General features: G+C 73.7%; 19 protein-coding genes. 11 read left to right on the forward strand and 8 right to left on the reverse strand.

Annotated features, from left to right (window positions below; all coding sequences use genetic code 11):
- Positions 1-69 precede the first annotated feature (69 nt).
- The 8 genes from B4K29_RS09070 to B4K29_RS09105 all read left to right on the forward strand — a co-directional run bounded on the left by B4K29_RS09070 (position 70) and on the right by B4K29_RS09105 (position 6,129).
- Positions 70-1,071 (forward strand): SDR family NAD(P)-dependent oxidoreductase, encoded by a 1,002-nt coding sequence (locus B4K29_RS09070; protein WP_286967111.1) that lies wholly within the window; start codon positions 70-72, stop codon positions 1,069-1,071.
- On the forward strand, positions 1,068-2,606 hold the full coding sequence (locus B4K29_RS09075) for an ATP-dependent DNA ligase (RefSeq protein ID WP_286967112.1): 1,539 nt from the start codon (positions 1,068-1,070) through the stop codon (positions 2,604-2,606). The genes B4K29_RS09070 and B4K29_RS09075 overlap by 4 nt, the downstream gene beginning before the upstream one ends.
- Positions 2,603-3,310, forward strand: a complete 708-nt coding sequence (locus tag B4K29_RS09080; protein WP_029210754.1) for a hypothetical protein — start codon at positions 2,603-2,605, stop codon at positions 3,308-3,310. The genes B4K29_RS09075 and B4K29_RS09080 overlap by 4 nt, the downstream gene beginning before the upstream one ends.
- Positions 3,311-3,332: 22 nt before the next feature.
- Positions 3,333-3,812 carry a pyridoxamine 5'-phosphate oxidase family protein gene (locus tag B4K29_RS09085; RefSeq protein WP_029210755.1) on the forward strand — a complete coding sequence of 160 codons (480 nt, stop codon included), beginning with the start codon at positions 3,333-3,335 and terminating at the stop codon, positions 3,810-3,812.
- Between the two features lie 72 nt (positions 3,813-3,884).
- Positions 3,885-4,115, forward strand: coding sequence for a hypothetical protein (locus B4K29_RS09090; protein ID WP_019286914.1), 231 nt, complete (start codon positions 3,885-3,887; stop codon positions 4,113-4,115).
- An 88-nt stretch (positions 4,116-4,203) separates the two neighbouring features.
- Positions 4,204-5,559 carry a cryptochrome/photolyase family protein gene (locus B4K29_RS09095; protein WP_239261346.1) on the forward strand — a complete coding sequence of 452 codons (1,356 nt, stop codon included), beginning with the start codon at positions 4,204-4,206 and terminating at the stop codon, positions 5,557-5,559.
- A 49-nt stretch (positions 5,560-5,608) separates the two neighbouring features.
- Positions 5,609-5,869, forward strand: coding sequence for a type II toxin-antitoxin system Phd/YefM family antitoxin (locus B4K29_RS09100; RefSeq protein WP_029210757.1), 261 nt, complete (start codon positions 5,609-5,611; stop codon positions 5,867-5,869).
- Positions 5,866-6,129, forward strand: coding sequence for a type II toxin-antitoxin system RelE family toxin (locus tag B4K29_RS09105; RefSeq protein ID WP_019286911.1), 264 nt, complete (start codon positions 5,866-5,868; stop codon positions 6,127-6,129). The genes B4K29_RS09100 and B4K29_RS09105 overlap by 4 nt, the downstream gene beginning before the upstream one ends.
- A 48-nt stretch (positions 6,130-6,177) precedes the next feature.
- Here the strand turns inward: B4K29_RS09105 and B4K29_RS09110 are convergent, their stop codons facing one another.
- Both B4K29_RS09110 and B4K29_RS09115 read right to left on the reverse strand, forming a co-directional pair.
- Positions 6,178-7,620, reverse strand: coding sequence for a tryptophan-rich sensory protein (locus B4K29_RS09110; protein WP_029210758.1), 1,443 nt, complete (start codon positions 7,618-7,620; stop codon positions 6,178-6,180).
- Positions 7,617-8,333, reverse strand: a complete 717-nt coding sequence (locus tag B4K29_RS09115; RefSeq protein ID WP_286960146.1) for a CPBP family intramembrane glutamic endopeptidase — start codon at positions 8,331-8,333, stop codon at positions 7,617-7,619. Before B4K29_RS09115 ends, B4K29_RS09110 begins: the two co-directional genes overlap by 4 nt.
- A 30-nt stretch (positions 8,334-8,363) precedes the next feature.
- Between B4K29_RS09115 and idi the strand changes: the two genes are divergently transcribed.
- Together idi and B4K29_RS09125 are read left to right on the forward strand one after the other, a co-directional pair.
- Positions 8,364-9,767, forward strand: a complete 1,404-nt coding sequence (gene idi / locus B4K29_RS09120) for an isopentenyl-diphosphate Delta-isomerase (protein WP_240483939.1) — start codon at positions 8,364-8,366, stop codon at positions 9,765-9,767.
- The gene (locus tag B4K29_RS09125; protein WP_029210760.1) at positions 9,764-10,348 is read left to right on the forward strand and encodes a hypothetical protein; all 585 of its coding nucleotides are present in this window, start codon (positions 9,764-9,766) and stop codon (positions 10,346-10,348) included. Before idi ends, B4K29_RS09125 begins: the two co-directional genes overlap by 4 nt.
- Here B4K29_RS09125 and B4K29_RS09130 read toward each other — a convergent pair.
- The 5 genes from B4K29_RS09130 to B4K29_RS09150 are packed head-to-tail and all read right to left on the reverse strand — an operon-like array spanning position 10,287 to position 14,263.
- Positions 10,287-11,168: a prenyltransferase gene (locus B4K29_RS09130; protein WP_019286902.1), complete on the reverse strand. Its 882-nt coding sequence runs from the start codon at positions 11,166-11,168 to the stop codon at positions 10,287-10,289. The genes B4K29_RS09125 and B4K29_RS09130 overlap by 62 nt on opposite strands.
- Positions 11,165-11,494 carry a lycopene cyclase domain-containing protein gene (locus B4K29_RS09135; RefSeq protein ID WP_029210761.1) on the reverse strand — a complete coding sequence of 110 codons (330 nt, stop codon included), beginning with the start codon at positions 11,492-11,494 and terminating at the stop codon, positions 11,165-11,167. The genes B4K29_RS09130 and B4K29_RS09135 overlap by 4 nt, the downstream gene beginning before the upstream one ends.
- A complete protein-coding gene (locus B4K29_RS09140; RefSeq protein WP_019286900.1) occupies positions 11,491-11,838 on the reverse strand; it encodes a lycopene cyclase domain-containing protein in 348 nt (115 codons plus the stop codon). The genes B4K29_RS09135 and B4K29_RS09140 overlap by 4 nt, the downstream gene beginning before the upstream one ends.
- Entirely contained in the window at positions 11,835-12,746 is a 912-nt protein-coding gene (locus B4K29_RS09145; protein ID WP_240483940.1) for a phytoene/squalene synthase family protein, read from the reverse strand. The genes B4K29_RS09140 and B4K29_RS09145 overlap by 4 nt, the downstream gene beginning before the upstream one ends.
- Positions 12,743-14,263: a phytoene desaturase family protein gene (locus B4K29_RS09150; protein WP_019286898.1), complete on the reverse strand. Its 1,521-nt coding sequence runs from the start codon at positions 14,261-14,263 to the stop codon at positions 12,743-12,745. The genes B4K29_RS09145 and B4K29_RS09150 overlap by 4 nt, the downstream gene beginning before the upstream one ends.
- A 111-nt stretch (positions 14,264-14,374) precedes the next feature.
- Here B4K29_RS09150 and B4K29_RS09155 point away from each other — a divergent pair, with 111 nt between their 5' ends.
- Positions 14,375-14,914: a MarR family winged helix-turn-helix transcriptional regulator gene (locus B4K29_RS09155; RefSeq protein ID WP_239261338.1), complete on the forward strand. Its 540-nt coding sequence runs from the start codon at positions 14,375-14,377 to the stop codon at positions 14,912-14,914.
- Positions 14,915-14,933: 19 nt separating this feature from the next.
- Here the strand turns inward: B4K29_RS09155 and B4K29_RS09160 are convergent, their stop codons facing one another.
- Positions 14,934-15,797, reverse strand: coding sequence for an SDR family oxidoreductase (locus B4K29_RS09160; RefSeq protein WP_019286896.1), 864 nt, complete (start codon positions 15,795-15,797; stop codon positions 14,934-14,936).
- Between the last annotated feature and the right edge of the window lie 281 nt (positions 15,798-16,078).

Here is a 16,078-nt window from a genome sequence, read left to right on the forward strand (position 1 = left end):
GCGGGTGGATGTGACTACCTGAGGTAGGTCGGGGGTTTGTTCCATCGTGGAAGTGGTATGGCGAAGGTCATGAGCAGCGCAGCCCAGACCGTCACGTCCCCGACGACCGACTCCGCCCGCGACCTCACGGGCGGGCAGCAGCGGGTCGCCCTCGTGGCCGGCGCCTCCCGCGGCCTCGGCCTGCTGGTGGCCCACGAGCTGGGCCGCCGCGGCTTCCGCGTGGCGATCTGCGCCCGTGACCAGGACGAGCTCGACGACGCCCGCGCGCAGCTGACGGCCGAGGGCGCCGACGCGCACACCTATGTCTGCGACGTCACCGACCACGAGCGCGTCAAGCAGATGGTCGCCGAGGTCGAGCGCGAGGTCGGCCCGATCACGGTGGCCATGCACGTCGCCGGGATCATCCAGGTCGGGCCGCTCGAGGCCACCGACCGCAGCCACTTCGAGCAGGCGATCGACGTCATGCTCTGGGGTCCGATCAACCTCTCCCTCGCCGTGCTCCCGGCGATGCGCGCCCGCCGCCGCGGTCGCATCGGCGTCGTCACCTCCATCGGCGGCAAGATCAGCGTGCCGCACCTGCTGCCCTACAGCACGGCCAAGTTCGGGGCGGTGGGCTTCACCGAGGGGCTGCACGCCGAGCTGGCCGGCACCGGCGTCACCGCGACCGCGATCGTCCCCGGCCTCATGCGCACGGGCTCGCACCTGCAGGCGCAGTTCATCGGGGACCAGGCCAAGGAGTACGCCTGGTTCGCGCCCGGCGCCTCCCTGCCGCTGGTGTCGATGAGCGCCGAGCGCGCCGCCGCGCAGATGGTCGACGCGACCCTCGCCGGCGACCCCGTCGCCCTGCTCTCCCCGCTCAGCAAGGTCGGCGCGCGCGTCGCCGGGCTCCTGCCCTCCACCACGGTCCGCGCGCTCGGTCTCATGTCCCGCATCCTCCCGTCGGGCACGGGCGACGGCGAGACGATCACCGGCCACGAGGCGCGCCGCCGCCTCAGCAACCCCGTGGTCGAGGTCCTCACCACGCTCGGCACGCGCGCGGCCCACCGCAACAACGAGCACCACCGCGCATGACCCTGCCGTATGCCGACCTGGTCGCCGCCTCGCACGCCGTGGCGGCGACGAGGTCCCGCACGGCCAAGACGACCCTGCTCGCCGAGGTCCTGCGTCGCGCCGACCCCGAGGAGGTCGGCGTCGTGGCCGCGCACCTCGCCGGCGTGCTGCCGCAGGGCCGCGTCGGCGTCGGCTACCGCGCGATCAGCACCCCGCCGTCTCCGGCGGCCGAGGCCAGCCTGACCGTGCAGGACGTCGACCGCGCGGCCACGCAGCTCGCCGGCCTGTCCGGGGCCGGGTCCGCGGCCGCCCGCGCGCAGGCCCTCACCACGCTGCTCGAGACGGCGACCGCCGACGAGCAGGAGTTCCTGCGAGCGCTGCTCGTCGGCGAGCTGCGGCATGGCGCGCAGGACGGATCGCTCGTGGCGGCCGTCGCGGCGGCATACGACCTCCCCGAGGCCGTGGTGCGCCGGGGCGCCATGATGGCCGGCCACCTGGGTCCGGTGGCCGAGGCCGCCGCCACGGGTGGTGCGGAGGCCGTCGAGGCGATCGGGCTCGAGGTCGGGCGCCCGGTGCGGCCCATGCTGGCCGGGTCGGCGCCCAGCGTCCCCGAGGCCTTCGACGAGACCGGCGGCGAGCGCGTCGTCCAGTGCAAGCTCGACGGCATCCGCATCCAGGTGCACCGGGACGGCGACGACATCCGCGTCTACACCCGCAGCCTGGACGACATCACCGGCCGCGTGCCCGAGGTCGTCGAGGTCGCGCGCTCGCTCGACGTGCGACGGGTCGTGCTCGACGGCGAGGCGATCGCGCTGCGCCCCGACGGGCGTCCCCACCCCTTCCAGGTCACCGGCGCCCGGACCGCCTCCTCCGCCGACGTCGAGGCGCTGCGGGAGCGGACCCCGCTGACCACCTACCTGTTCGACGTGCTGCACCTCGACGGGATCGACCTCGTCGACGAGCCGCAGCACGAGCGGGACGCGACCCTGCGGCGCATCGCCCCCGACCACCTCGTCCCCTCCCTCCTGACGGGTGACGGGGAGGCGGCCACCGCGTTCTTCGCCGACCTGGTCGCCGCCGGGCACGAGGGGGTCGTGGTCAAGGACCCCGAGACCCGGTATGCCGCCGGCCGCCGCGGCAGCGGGTGGATCAAGGTCAAGCCGCGGCACACCTTCGACCTGGTGGTGCTCGCCGTGGAGTGGGGCAGCGGGCGACGCTCCGGGCTGCTCAGCAACATCCACCTCGGCGCGCGCGACACCGAGGCCGGTGGGTTCGTCATGCTCGGCAAGACCTTCAAGGGCATGACCGACGAGATGCTCGCCTGGCAGACCGAGCGCTTCCTGGCTCTCGAGACCTCCCGGTCGGGCCACGTGGTGCACGTGCGCCCCGAGCAGGTCGTCGAGATCGCGATCGACGGGGTGCAGACCTCCCGGCGCTACCCGGCGGGGATGGCCCTGCGGTTCGCGCGGGTGCTGCGCTACCGCGACGACAAGACCGCCGCCGAGGCCGACACCGTCGACGCGGTCCGGGCGCGGTACGAGCGGGGCTCGTCATGACCGCCCGGCGATCGCCGAGCCCGCTGCAGGTGCTCCGCACGGTGGGGTCTGCGGCTGGTGGGCTGGGCCTCGCGGCCGGGCTGGGCGCCGTGGCGGTGGTGCGGCGGGACAAGCCGCTGCACGCCTACGGCCGGGTGGGGACGGGCACGCTCACGGCGCTGGGCGAGGGGCCCGCGTCGGGCGTCCCGCTCCTCGACCACCCCGGACGGCACCGGTGCACGGTGCGGTCGTCGCGCGCCATGTCGCTCGCCCACCACGGCCCCGACGTCATGGGCGTGGCGCTGCGGATCGAGGGCGCGGCCGACGACGGCGGCCCCGCCGACCTGCTCCTCGCGTCGACCGGCACCGGCGCTCTGACCCGGTGGCTGCTGACGGTGCACCTGCACGAGGCGGGCGGCCCGCTCACCACCCTGCTCCCCCAGCTCGGCTCCCGCGGCGCCGTGTGGCTACGGCTCGACCCGGCGGGCCGGTCGGCATACGACCTGTCCTGGTCGGGCACGCACGACCACTGGCACCGCGTCGGTCAGCTCGAGCTCGACGGACCGTGGGGCGAGGACCGACCGCTGCGGTTCGCGCCCGTCGACCGGCCCCTCGCCGGGCTGCGACCACCGACCTGGGTGCGGGTGCTGCGGCGCCCGGCCTACCAGGCGGCGCAGGACCTGACCGATCCCGCCACCCGCCCGACCAACCGATCACACCGATGAAACCGACGCAGAGGAGAAGCACATGACCGACGAGCAGCACGAGAAGGTCGCCGAGATCATCAAGAGCACCCGCATCGCGATGATGACCCAGGCCGACGCGACCGGCCGCCTGGTGTCCCGCCCGATGGCGACGCAGGACGTCGACTTCACGGGCACCGTGTGGTTCATCGCCGAGCGCAACACCGAGAAGGTCCGCGACCTGCAGGCCAACCCGCAGGTCAACCTCGCGTATGCCGGCAACGGCTCGTGGGTGTCCCTGTCCGGCACGGCCCGCGTCGTCGACGACCGCGCCAAGCTCGAGGAGCTGTGGGGCACGTTCACCGGCGCGTGGATGGAGGGCGGTCCGGAGAACCCCGAGAACATCCTGATCGAGGTCACGGGGGACACCGCGGAGTACTGGGACGCGCCCGGTGGCAGCAAGGTCGTCCAGCTCGCCAACCTGGTCAAGTCCGCCGTGACGGGCAAGCGCGTCGAGGGTGACAACGAGACGGTCGACCTCTGACGGTCCCACGCCTCACCCGCCCGGCGTGACCGGCCGAGCGGCTCCACCGATCCAGACAGCAAGGAGAGACAGATGAGCGAGAACCCCAACGAGGTCCAGGCGGCCAAGGACGAGGCCGTCGACAACGTCGTGGAGCGCGTCGAGTCCTGGCAGGAGGGCGCCGAGGAGCAGACCGTGGCGCAGGAGCTGCGCGAGGGCTTCGACGAGGCGGGGGTGGACGTGGCCGAGGCCGACGTCGACCAGCTCGCCGAGCAGATCCACGAGGACGGCAAGGCCGACACCGGCTCGGTCGACCCGTCCTGACCTACGTCAGGTCGTCACGTCCGTCTGGGTTCGCACCCCAGGCGGACGTGACGACCTCAGGCGGATCCCCGGAAGGAGGAGCCACCCCGTGACCAGCGTGCTGTGGCTGCGCCGCGACCTGCGGCTGCACGACCACCCCGCCCTGATGGCCGCGACCGAGGACGGCTCCGTGCTGCCCCTGGTGGTCGTCGACCCCGCCCTCGACCGGGCCGGCGGGCCGCGCCGCGACGCCTATCTCGGCGCGGTCCGGGCGCTGCGGGAGGCCACCGACGGTGCCCTCGTGGTCCGACGCGGACGCCCCGAGCAGGTCGTGCCGGCCGTCGCCGCCGAGGTGGGGGCGCGTCGGGTGCACGTGTCGGCCGAGGCCACGCCCTACGGCCGGCGCCGGGACGAGCAGGTGCGCGCCGCCCTCGAGTCCGCCGACGTGGCGATGGTCGCCAGGGGATGCCCGTATGCCGTCGGCCCCGGCACCCTCACGACCGGCTCGGGCACGCCGTACAAGGTGTTCACGCCGTTCTCGCGGGCCTGGCGCGACCACGGCTGGCCGGCCCCCGCCCCCGTCCCGACGGACCTGCACTGGCACGCCGACGTGGACTCCGACCCCCTGCCGGACGTCGAGCCGATGCACCCGGTCGGCGAGGACGCGGCGCGGGCGGCCTGGGCGGACTTCCTCGACGGCCCGCTCGAGACCTATGGCGAGGACCGCGACCGCCCCGACCTGGACGGCACCTCGCGGATGTCGATGCACCTCAAGCACGGCACCATCCACCCGCGCACGCTGCTGCACGACCTCGCGAGGCACCCTGCAGCACAGGGCGACTCGGCGCAGCGCTATGTCAACGAGCTGTGCTGGCGCGAGTTCTACGCGGACGTGCTGTGGCAGCGGCCCGACTCCGCCTGGGGCGACCTGCGCCGGGAGCTGTCGTCGATGCCGTATGCCGACCCCGCCACCGACGAGGACGCCGCCGGGCTCCTGGACGCGTGGCGCGCGGGGCGGACCGGCTATCCCATGGTGGACGCCGGGATGCGCCAGCTCGCACGCGAAGGCTGGATGCACAACCGGCTTCGCATGGTCACGGCGTCCTTCCTGGTCAAGGACCTGCACATCTGGTGGCCCCACGGCGCCCGCCACTTCCTGGACCTGCTGGTCGACGGCGACCTCGCCTCCAACAACCACGGCTGGCAGTGGGCGGCGGGCACCGGCACCGACGCCGCCCCCTACTTCCGGGTGTTCAACCCGGTCGAGCAGGGCAAGCGCTGGGACCCGCAGGGCGACTACGTCCGCCGCTACGTGCCCGAGCTGGCCCACGTCGCCGGCAAGGCCGTGCACGAGCCGTGGAAGGTCCTCGACGGCTACGCGCACGGCTATCCCGAGCCCGTCGTGGACCACGCAGAGGAGCGGCGAGAGGCGCTGCGGCGCTACGAGGAGACCCGGCGCAGCTAGCGGCAGCGCTGCGATGTACATCTCAGCGTTTCCGGCGCACCATGGTGTCATGACCGAACTCACCGTCAGCGACGCCCGCGCGCGACTTGCCGATGTCGTCGACGAGGCACGGGTGCGCCACGACCCCGTCTATCTCACGCGACGCGGGCAGCGCGTCGCGGCCGTCATCGATGCCGACGACCTCGACCGCCTCATCGAGGCCGCCGAGGACCTGGCCGACATCCAGGCAGCCCGCGCTGCCCGCAGCGAGATGACCTCCGAGGGCGCCGTCCCGTGGGACCAGGTCAAGGCGGACCTGGGCCTGGCATGAGCTACCGCATCGAGCTGAGCCCCGCTGCAGCCCGACAGCTCCGCAAGCTCGATGGCGCCGCACGCCGGCGTGTTCAGGCCGCCGTGGAGCTCCTGGCGTCCGACCCCCGTCCTCCGAGCGCGAAGAAGCTGGTCGGCGGAGACGGCGAGTGGAGGGTGCGGACCGGGGACTACCGCATCGTGTACGAGATCCACGACGGCGTCCTCGTCGTCCTGGTCCTGGCGGTCGGCCACCGGCGAGAGGTCTATCAGCGCCGCTGAACGCACGCGAGCCGCTGAGCGGTCAACCCATCGCTGCGCTCGGTCCGGCTAGGCGTTGCGGCGCGTGAGCTCGGCGGTCAGTGCTGCGGCAAAGGCCGTCCACGCCGCGTATGGCGCGAGGATGACCCCCTTCTCGGGGCTGGCCCCGGCCGCGCGCCGCACCAGGTCGGCCGAGCTGGCGGCGAGAGCCACGGCCTCGACCGTCGACACCCGCAGCTGCTTCGCGCCGAAGAACAGCGCGCTCCACCCGGCGTTGAGCACCAGGTTGGTCCCGAGCGCCACGGCGTACTCCCGGGCCTCGTCCTCGCGGCCGGACTCCTGCAGGTCCGCGATCGTGAGGGCGGAGACGAGGGCGATGTCGGCATACAGCGCGGTCCAGGCCACCGGGAAGGCCCACGACGGGGGCTGCCAGGAGGGCTTGGACAGGTGGCGGTACCACCGGCTGCTGGGGTCGGTGACGAGCGAGCCCACGACCGCGGTGGCGGTCACGGCGGCACCCGTCCAGGCCAGCGTTCGGCGCCAGCGCCGGGTGTCCGACCCCCGGGCCGCGCGACGCACGGCCTCCTCGAATCCCGTTGCCCCACCGCTGGGCTCGCCCACCAGGTCGGCGAGGTCGTGCTCGGACGCGACGGTGTCATGCAGCAGCGACCCCACGAGCGGCTTGGCCAGCTCGTAGTCCACCGGCGTCACGAGCCCGATCCAGCGCGCGGCGGCCCGCGGGGTCGTGACCGGCGCGGTCAGGACGAGGCGCGGCCCGAGGCCGAGGGCGGAGGCATAGCGCTTCATCATGTCGGCATAGCTGACGACGTCCGGCCCGGCGATGTCAAAGGTCCGGTTGACGTCGGCCGGCAGGTCAGCCGCGGCGACGAGGTAGTGCAGCGCGTCGTCGACGGCGATCGGCGCGATGGTGTTGCGCAGCCAGCTGGGCGCGATCGCCCCCGGGAGCCGCTCGGACAGGTGCCGCAGCATCACGAAGGACTGCGACCCGTCACCCAGCACCACCCCGGCCTGCAGCGCCGCCGTGGGGACGCCCGACCCGAGCAGGATCTCGCCGACCTCGACCCGCGACGCGAGGTGCTCGGACAGCTCCTCGCCCTCGGGGTGCAGCCCACCGAGATAGACGATGCGCGACACGGACGCCTCGCGGGCTGCGGTCGCGAACGCCTCGGCCATGGACCGCTCCTCGTCCTGGAAGTCGTCGCCGTCCCCCATCGAGTGCAGGAGGTACCACGCGACGTCGACGTCCCGCAGCGCCGTCGCCAGGTCCTCGGGGGAGGACGCGTCGCCCTCGACCACCTCGACCTGACCGGGCCCGGCCGTGCCGTCGACGACGGCGTCGCCCCACTCGGCGTCGCGGACCTTGTCGGCGCTGCGCGACAGGACGCGCACCCGCCAGCCGCGCTCGATCAGCGCGCCGACGACCTGGCCGCCGACATAGCCGGTGGCGCCGGTGACGAGCCCGAGACGGGTCTCCGGGTGAGCAGCAGTCATGACATCTCCAAGAGCTCGAGGGTGGGGCCGAGCAGCAGGAGCATGCCGATCGACCAGGTCAGGTGGGCGACGATGGGGGCGAGCACGCCCTGGGTGAGGCGGCGCAGGACGGCGACGGCGAGCCCGACGAGCAGCCCGGCGAGCGCGAGCAGGGGTATGCCGGCCAGCGCCGTCACGACGGTGTAGACCACGGTGCTGCCCACCACCGCCCAACGTCCGCCGAAGGCGTCGTAGAGCGCCCCGCGGTAGAACAGCTCCTCGACCACGCCGTTAAGCGCCGTGATCGCCACGACGATGGGCAGCGAGCCCCAGCGAGCGTGGGCCAGCAGCTGCTCGACGGGCTCGCGGAGCGCCGGCACCTGGGCGACGATCCCGGCGCCGATCAGGAACACGACGAGGAGCACGGCCCCGACGCCGAGCCCGACGAGCACCAGGAGAGGTGCCCGGCGCTTGCCGAGCTCCTCGGTGGCACGCAGGGGGCGACCGGCGACGAGGGCGCCGACGAGCAGGACGGCCGCGAGGCCGAGGGTGGCGGGGTAGAAGAGCTCGTCGCCGGGCTTGATCCGCAGCGCCCAGGCCAGGACCGAGGCAGCCACGACGACGGTGAGCGCGGCGACCACGCGGCGACGCGTCCGGGCGGACGGGTCCTGCGCACCAGCGGCCGAGCGCTCGGCCTGCAGATGACGTGCGAAGGCCTCGCGCCAGTGCTCCATGACCTCACCCTATCGGGATATCTTTCGGTCATGGAACGATCCGACCCGACGACCTCGCTGCCCCGCGTGTCGGTGGTCGTCCCCGTCCGCGACGATGCGGAGCACCTGCGCCGCTGCCTCACAGACCTCGCCCGGCAGTCCGTCGCCCCGTGGGAGGTGGTCGTCGTCGACAACGGCAGCTCCGACGGCTCCGCCGCCCTCGCCCGGTCGTATGGCGCCCGCGTGGTCACCGAGCCCGTGGTGGGGGTGCCCGCCGCGGCGGCCCGGGGCTACGACAGCGCGACCGGTGAGGTGATCGCGCGCTGCGACGCGGACTCCCGGCTGCCACGCGACTGGGTGGCCCGGGTCGCGGGCCGGTTCGCGAGCGACGAGCACCTCGACGGGCTCACGGGTCCCGGCGTCTTCTACGACCTCGCCCCGCGCCTCGCGCCGCTGGCCACCGTGGCCTACCTGGCCGGGACCTTCGCCGCGACGGGTGCGGCCATGGCCGGCATACCGCTGTGGGGGTCCAACATGGCGCTGCGGCGCAGCGCCTGGGAGCGCGTGCGCCATCTCGTGACCCGCGACGACCCCGAGCTGCACGACGACCTCGACCTCAGCCTCGCGCTCGGGCCGCGCGCCCGGATCGTCCTCGACCCCTGCCTCCGGGTCGGGGTGGCGGGCCGGATGTTCCACTCCCCCAGCCAGGCCTCGCGCCGCGTCCGGATGGCGATGCGCACGCTGCGCCACGGGTGGGCCTCGGGCGGGTCCCCGGGGCTGAGGTGGGTCGACCGGCTGGGCGTGCCCATCGGTCCCGGCCTCCCGGCGCGACCGGCCGTCCCGGACACCCCCGGCGCCGAGCAGGTCGTCCTGCTCGACGCGGCCGGCCACGCCATCGGCACCGCCCCCAAGCGCGCCGTCCACCACGAGAGCACGCCCCTGCACCTGGCGTTCTCCTGCTACGTCGTCGACGACCAGGGGCGGGTGCTGGTCACCCGCCGGGCGCGCGACAAGGCGACCTTCCCCGGGGTCGTGACCAACTCCGTCTGCGGCCACCCGGCGCCCGGCGAGGACCTCGCCGCGGCGGTCGCGCGGCGGGCCGCCGACGAGCTGGGGCTGCGCATCGGCGTCGCCCGGGTGGTGCTCCCCGGCTTCGCCTACCGCGCCGAGATGGACGGCGTCGTCGAGCACGAGCTGTGCCCGGTCCACGTCGCCGAGCTCGTCGGAGCGGCGACCGACCTCGCGCCCGACCCCACCGAGGTCGACGACGCGTGGTGGGTGCCCTGGCCCGAGCTGCGCGACGGCGTCCTCGACGGGTCGACCACGGTGTCGCCGTGGTGCGCGGACCAGGTCGCGCTGCTCGCGGACCTGCCGGACGACCCGCGCGACTGGCCCGTCGGCGACCCGGCAGCGCTCCCGCCGGCGGTCCGAGACCTCCGGCGCCCGGCCTCGTGACGCGGCACGACTGGCTGGTCGGCCAGGGCCGGTGGCGCTGGGGCGATCTCCTGCGCCTCGTCGCGGCCGTCACGGTCCCGCTGGCGTGGACGCTGCACGGCGGCCCGGCCGCGGCCGCGATGTTCCTGGTGCTGGGCGGGGCGATGGCCCTGCGCTTCGTCGACGCCGACACCCCCACCGACCTCGTCGCGCAGGTCGTCCTGCTGGCCTCCGGGTGGTGGGCCGCGGCCGGGACCTACGACCAGGTCCGCGGACTCGACCTGGTGGCCCACGCCGGCTGCGGGGCCGTGATCGCCCTGCTCCTGCTGCACCTGCCGACGCGCCGGCCCCGCCCCGCCCTCGGCACCGTCATGAGCACCACCCTCGCCGTCCTCCTGCTCGGCGTCATCTGGGAGCTCGGTGAGTGGGCCGGTCACCTCTGGGTCGACCCCGCCATCCACGTCACGTATGCCGACTCGCTCACCGACCTGGTCGCGGACGGGGTCGGGGGGCTCGTGGCCGCCCTGGTCGCGACGCGGGTCAGCCGACCAGCCAGCGAGCGATCAGCAGCTGGGTCAGCAGGAACCCCACGACGTAGTTGATCCACAGGAACCTGCGCCACCCACCGTTGGCGCGCGGCGCCTCCTCGTCGGAGAGCGAGCGATAGGGCCACACCATCCACAGGTAGGGCAGGACGAGCAGCGCGGCCAGCAGGCCCCAGCGTCCCGTGGTGGCGAGCAGGAGCCCGGTCGCGGCATACAGCCTGGCGCTGAGCCGCACGGTGGCCTGCGCCCCGATGACGGTCGCGACCGACCCGATCCCGGCGGCGCGATCCGCCGTGACGTCCTGCACAGCCCCGAACGCGTGGCTCGCCATCCCCCACAGGAAGTACGCGAGCAGCACGACCCAGCCCTGCCAGGGCAGGGCGACCCCCGCCAGCACGACGCCGTAGACCGCGGGCGACACGAAGTGGGTGCTCGAGGTCATCGAGTCGACGAACGCCCGCTCCTTGAACCGCAGCCCGGGCGCGGAGTAGGCCACGACCGCTGCGACCGACACCGCCAGCACGATCCCGGCCGCGAGCGACCCGTGCGCGAGCAGCCAGAGCACGAACGGCACGGGCAGCAGCACGGCGGCCCACAGCGTCAGCCGGTGCAGCGACCGGTCCAGGACGATGCCCTCCACACCGCCCTTGCGGGGGTTGCGCAGGTCGGACTCGTAGTCGAAGACGTCATTCACGCCATACATGAGCAGGTTGTAGGGGACGAGGAAGAAGACGATCCCGACGACGGCCCGCAGGTCCAGCCGCCCGGCGGTGAGCAGGTAGGCCGCCCCGAAGGGGTAGGCCGTGTTGACCCAGCTGAGCGGGCGGGAGGAGGCGACCAGGCGCCCCAGCCGACTCTGCTGGCTCTGCTGACTCATCGCCGGATCTCCTTGTCCCGCAACCAGACCCACAGGGCCGGCAGCAGAATGGCGGCGCCCAACGGGTAGGCGAGGTCCTCCACGGGGGCGAGCCCGAGCTGGAGCCCGCTGCGGTGCTGGTCGCCGTAGTCGAACAGGTCGGCGGCGATCATCAGGTTGTCGAAGACGACCGTGAGCAGGGCCAGCCCGACGAGCGTGAGCAGCAGGGGGCGCAGCCACGGGTCCCGACGCCCCACACCGCCACGACGGCCCGACGCCCGCAGCGCCACGGCAGCCCCCACGACGGCGAGGCCCAGCATGACCAGGTTGACGAGGGCGAAGGTCATCGCGCGTCCCCCCGGTGACGGGCCCAGCGCCGCCCGCCGCACCACAGGCACATCGTCGACCAGCACAGCAGCACGAGGAAGAACAGCTCCTCGACGGGCAGCTCGGGGGCGACCTGCAGGCCGGTCATCCAGCGCGTGTCGCCCCGGTGGAAGAGCCCGAGCGCGATGCCGGCGAGGTCCCACAGGACGAAGTACGCGAGCCCCACGACCAGCACCACCACCGCTGCGCGAGGGCGGTCCCAGACGAAGAGCCGCCACCGTCGGTCGATGGTCGCGACCCCGGCCAACGACACGAGCAGACAGGCGAGGTAGGCGAGCCCCTCGAGCCCGGCCAGTCCGCTCACGCCCCCGCTCCCCTGGGCCGCCGCACCAGGGCTGCCGCGGCCGTCGCGGCCTTGATCCGGGTCGGCACGCGCACGCGCTCGGTGAAGACGTCGTGGTCCGCCGCCTCGATCCGGTCGAGGATCTGGGAGTAGAGGGTGCGGGCGGTCGCCACGCAGCGCGCCGACGTGTCGGGCAGCATCGGGATGCCGCGGTCGGCCTCGGCATACAGCCCGCGGTTGCGCTCGATCTGCTCGGCCATGAAGGACCGCCACTGCGGGGTGACCCGGCGCAGCGCGGGGTCGGCCCCGTGGGCGCGCAGGTCGGCCTGCGGCAGGTAGACCCGGCCGCGGTCGAGGTCCTCGGCCACGTCCCGGATGAAGTTGGTCAGCTGGAAGGCCAGGCCGAGCGCACGGGCGGGGGCGAGGGCGTCGGGCGTCGTGGGTCGCAGCACGGGAAGCATCATCTCGCCGATCACGGCCGCGGACCCGTCCATGTAGCCGAGCAGGTCCTCCCAGGTCTCGTAGCGCGTCGTCGTGAGGTCGGCCGCCATCGCCCCGAAGAAGCGGTCGAGGACGGCCTGCTCGAGCGCACAGCTGCGCAGGGTCCGGACGACGGCCGCCAGCACGGGATCCTCCACCGGGGCGCCGTCGACGGCCTCCAGGACCGTATGCCGGAAGGCCGCGAGCCGCCGCTCGGTGTCGCGGACCTGCCCGGGCGTGGTCGCTCCCGGCTCGTCGACGATGTCGTCGGCCGCGCGGCACAGGGCATAGACCGCGTGCACGTGACGTCGCCGCTCGACGGGGAGCAGGGCCACGCCCCAGTAGTAGGTGGTGCCGTGGCGGCGCGTGATCGCGGCGCACCGGCGGTAGCCCTCGCGCTCGAGGGGGGCCAGGGGTGCGGTGGCCGGCGTGGCGGCCGGGGCGCTCACCGTGCGCCTCCCGGTGCCGCCGCCAGCGCATCGACGCGGTCGGCTGCGAGCTTGCCGCTGACCAGGACCATCGGGACGCCGACGCCAGGGATCGTGCTCGACCCGGCGAAGACGAGGCCGGGGACCCGGCGCTCGAGGTTGGACGGTCGCAGCGGCCCGGTCTGGGTGACGGTGTGGGCGAGGGCGAACGGCGTGCCGCGGGCGTGGCCGATCCGCGCCCAGTCGGCCGGGGTCCACAGCTCCTCGGCGACGACGTCCGTGGGATAGCCCTGGGCGCCGAGGAAGGCGTGGAGCCGCTCGCGCATCGGGCCGGACTCTCGGTCCCAGTCCTGGCCGCCCTCGAGGTTGGGGACGGGCTCGAGGACGTAGAGCGTGGAGCCACCGGGGGCGGCGAGCGCCGGCTCGGTGACGGTGGGGACGGTCACGAGGCGCGAGGGGTCCGGCATGAGCTGCTTGCGGCCCAGCAGCGCGTCGAAGGACTCGTTCCACTGCTCGCCGAAGTGGATGTTGTGGTGCGAGAACTGCTCTCCCACCGGCGATCCCGTGCCCACGTGCCACACGACCGCGGACGGGGAGTAGGTGCCCTTGCGCACCGCGCGCGGCGGCCGCAGCCCCGGCAGCAACCGCTCGTAGGCCACCGGCAGGTCGAGCGTGCAGACCACCACCGGGGCGTGGAGGCGCTCGCCGTCGACCAGCTCGACGCCGGTCACGGCGCCCCCGGCGACGCCCTGGGCGTCGGTGCCGGAGCGCAGCAGCCGGGCGACCTCGGCGCCGTAGCGCACCTGCACGCCGGCGCGCTCGGCCGCGGCGGCCATGGCCACCGGGATCGCCCCCATGCCGCCCTCGGGGAAGTAGACCCCCTCGACCGTGTCCATGTAGGTGATGACCGCGTAGATGGCGAGGGCGGACTCGGGCGGCAGCCCGGCATACATCGCCTGGAAGGTGAACAGCCGGTGCAGGCGAGGGTCCTGGAAACGGTCCCGGATCAGCGGCCCGAGGCGCCGCAGCGGCCCGAGGCGCAGGAGGCGGGCGACGGCGCGCGGCTCGGTCAGCATGTCGGCCACGGAGTCGAAGTTCCGCTCGATGAAGTGCGGCATCTCGACGGCGTAGAGCTCGCGCAACCAGGTGACGAAGCCGTCGTAGGCGGCGGCGTCGACGCTGCCGCAGGTGCGCCGGATCTCGTCGCGCATCGCCTCGTGGCCGTGGCGCACGTGGATGGTGCTGCCGTCGTGGAAGGTCGCACGGTAGGCGGGGTCCAGGGCTCGCATGGGGACGCTGTCGGCGACGCTGGTCCCCACGGCGCGCAACGCCTGGTCGAGCAGGTCCGGCATGGTCATCACGGTGGGGCCGGTGTCGAAGGTGTAGCCCTCGTGGCGGGAGCGCCCGGCGCGCCCTCCGGGGCCGGCGTCACGCTCGACGAGGGTCACGTGGTGGCCACGTCCTCGCAGGTGGCAGGCAGCGGAGAGCCCCGCCAGGCCTGCGCCGACCACGATGACGTCGGTCTGACGGTCCGGCATACGGTCCAACCTCCTGGGAAGTAGGATCGGGCCGCCTGCCCTTGCAGACCACGCCCTCGTCGCAAGAAAGGTTCTTTCGACGGTCGAGTCATTCCACCATCGAAATACGTCATGGTCAACCGCCACCAGCCACAGCCGGATCCGCAGCAGCGATCCCAGCAGACGCCGACGGACCACCTCGTCAGCGAGGTGGGCGACGCCGTCCGCCGGCTCGGCCTGCAGGTCAACTCGTACGTCGCCGCGGTGGCGCGACAGACCGGCCACCACGCCGCGGACCTGCACGCGGTCGCCGTGGTGCGGCGGGCCGCCGAGCATGGGGCACCGATGGGCGCCGGCGACCTCGGCCGCACCCTGGGCCTCTCCCCCGCCGCGGTCAGCGCGATGCTCCACCGGATGGAGCGAGCCGGCCACGTGCAGCGCACCCGCGCCGGCGACGACGGCCGGCGCGTCCTGCTCGTCCCGACCGATCGGACCTTCGAGGACAGCAGCCACCTGTTCGAGCCCATGACGGACGGGTTCCGGGACGTCCTGGACGACTACTCGCCCGAGCAGCTCGCCGTGGTCACCGAGGTCCTGGACCGGCTGCGTGACGCGACCGCCGACGCGGAGCACGAGATCGGCCACCGCGAGCGGGGGCTCGGGCCGGCGTGACCGACCCGAGCCCAGCCCGTCAGAAGACCGGCTTGCCGCCCGTCACGCCGAGGACCGTCCCGGAGACATAGCTCGCCTCGTCCGACGCCAGGAAGACATAGGCCGCCGCCACCTCGACCGGGTGACCGGCGCGACCGAGCGGGGTGTCGGAGCCGAAGCCCTCGACCTTCTCCACGGGCATGGTCGCCGGGATCAGCGGCGTCCAGATCGGGCCCGGTGCCACGGCGTTGACGCGGATGTCCCGCTCGCCCAGCTGGCCGGCCAGGTTGACGACCATGTTGTTGAGCGCCGCCTTGGTGCCGGCGTAGTCGAGCAGGTTGTCCGACGGGCTGTAGGCCTGGACGCTGGTCGTGATGATGATCGAGCCGCCGCGCAGCTCCTCCGCCAGCTCCTGCACCAGCCAGAACGGCCCGAACACGTTGGTCGCGAAGGTCCGCTCGATCTGCTCCGGCGGGAAGTCCTCGATGCGCTCGTGGGTCATCTGGTAGGCCGCGTTGGCGATCAGCACGTCCAGGCCGCCCAGGGCCGCGACGGCGGCCCGCGCCACGCGCTGGTTCTCGTCATACGTCCGCAGGTCCGCCTCGATCAGCTCGCAGGTGCCACCGGCCTCCTGCACCGCGGCCTGCGTCGCCCGGGCGTCCTCGGCCTCCTCGGCCAGGTGCGTGACGACGACCTTGGCGCCCTCCTTGGCAGCGACCACGGCCGTCGCACGGCCGATCCCGGAGTCGCCTCCGGTGATCAGGATCCGCTTCCCGGTCAGACGATCCCGACCGACCCACGACGCCTCGCCGTGGTCGGGCGCCGGGTCCAGGTCGGCGACGGTGCCGGGCCACTCCTGCTTCTGCTTCGGGATGGCGGACAGGTCTGGGGTGCTCTGGGGCATGGTCGTCCTCGCTCCGTCGTGATGCGGGTTGGGGTTGGGGTTGGGGGCAGGTTCTTGTCAGGTTCGGGTCAGCGCGGGGGTCAGCCGGGCTGGCAGGTGACAGCAGGTGTGGGGCCGCGGCTGGTGGCTGAACCGCGTGAGCGCCGACCGGTGTTGCCTCATAGGCCGGTTCGCCCCACACGACTCTCACGTACCCGGCGGAGACGAGCCTTACCCTGTGGGACGAGGTGAACGTGGTTCGCTCGGTGAGTAACATTGCCCCGATGACCCGATCGAGGAGC

The sequence above is a fragment of the Arsenicicoccus sp. UBA6765 genome (genome assembly GCF_002453335.1).
GTDB lineage: Bacteria > Actinomycetota > Actinomycetes > Actinomycetales > Dermatophilaceae > Arsenicicoccus > Arsenicicoccus bolidensis.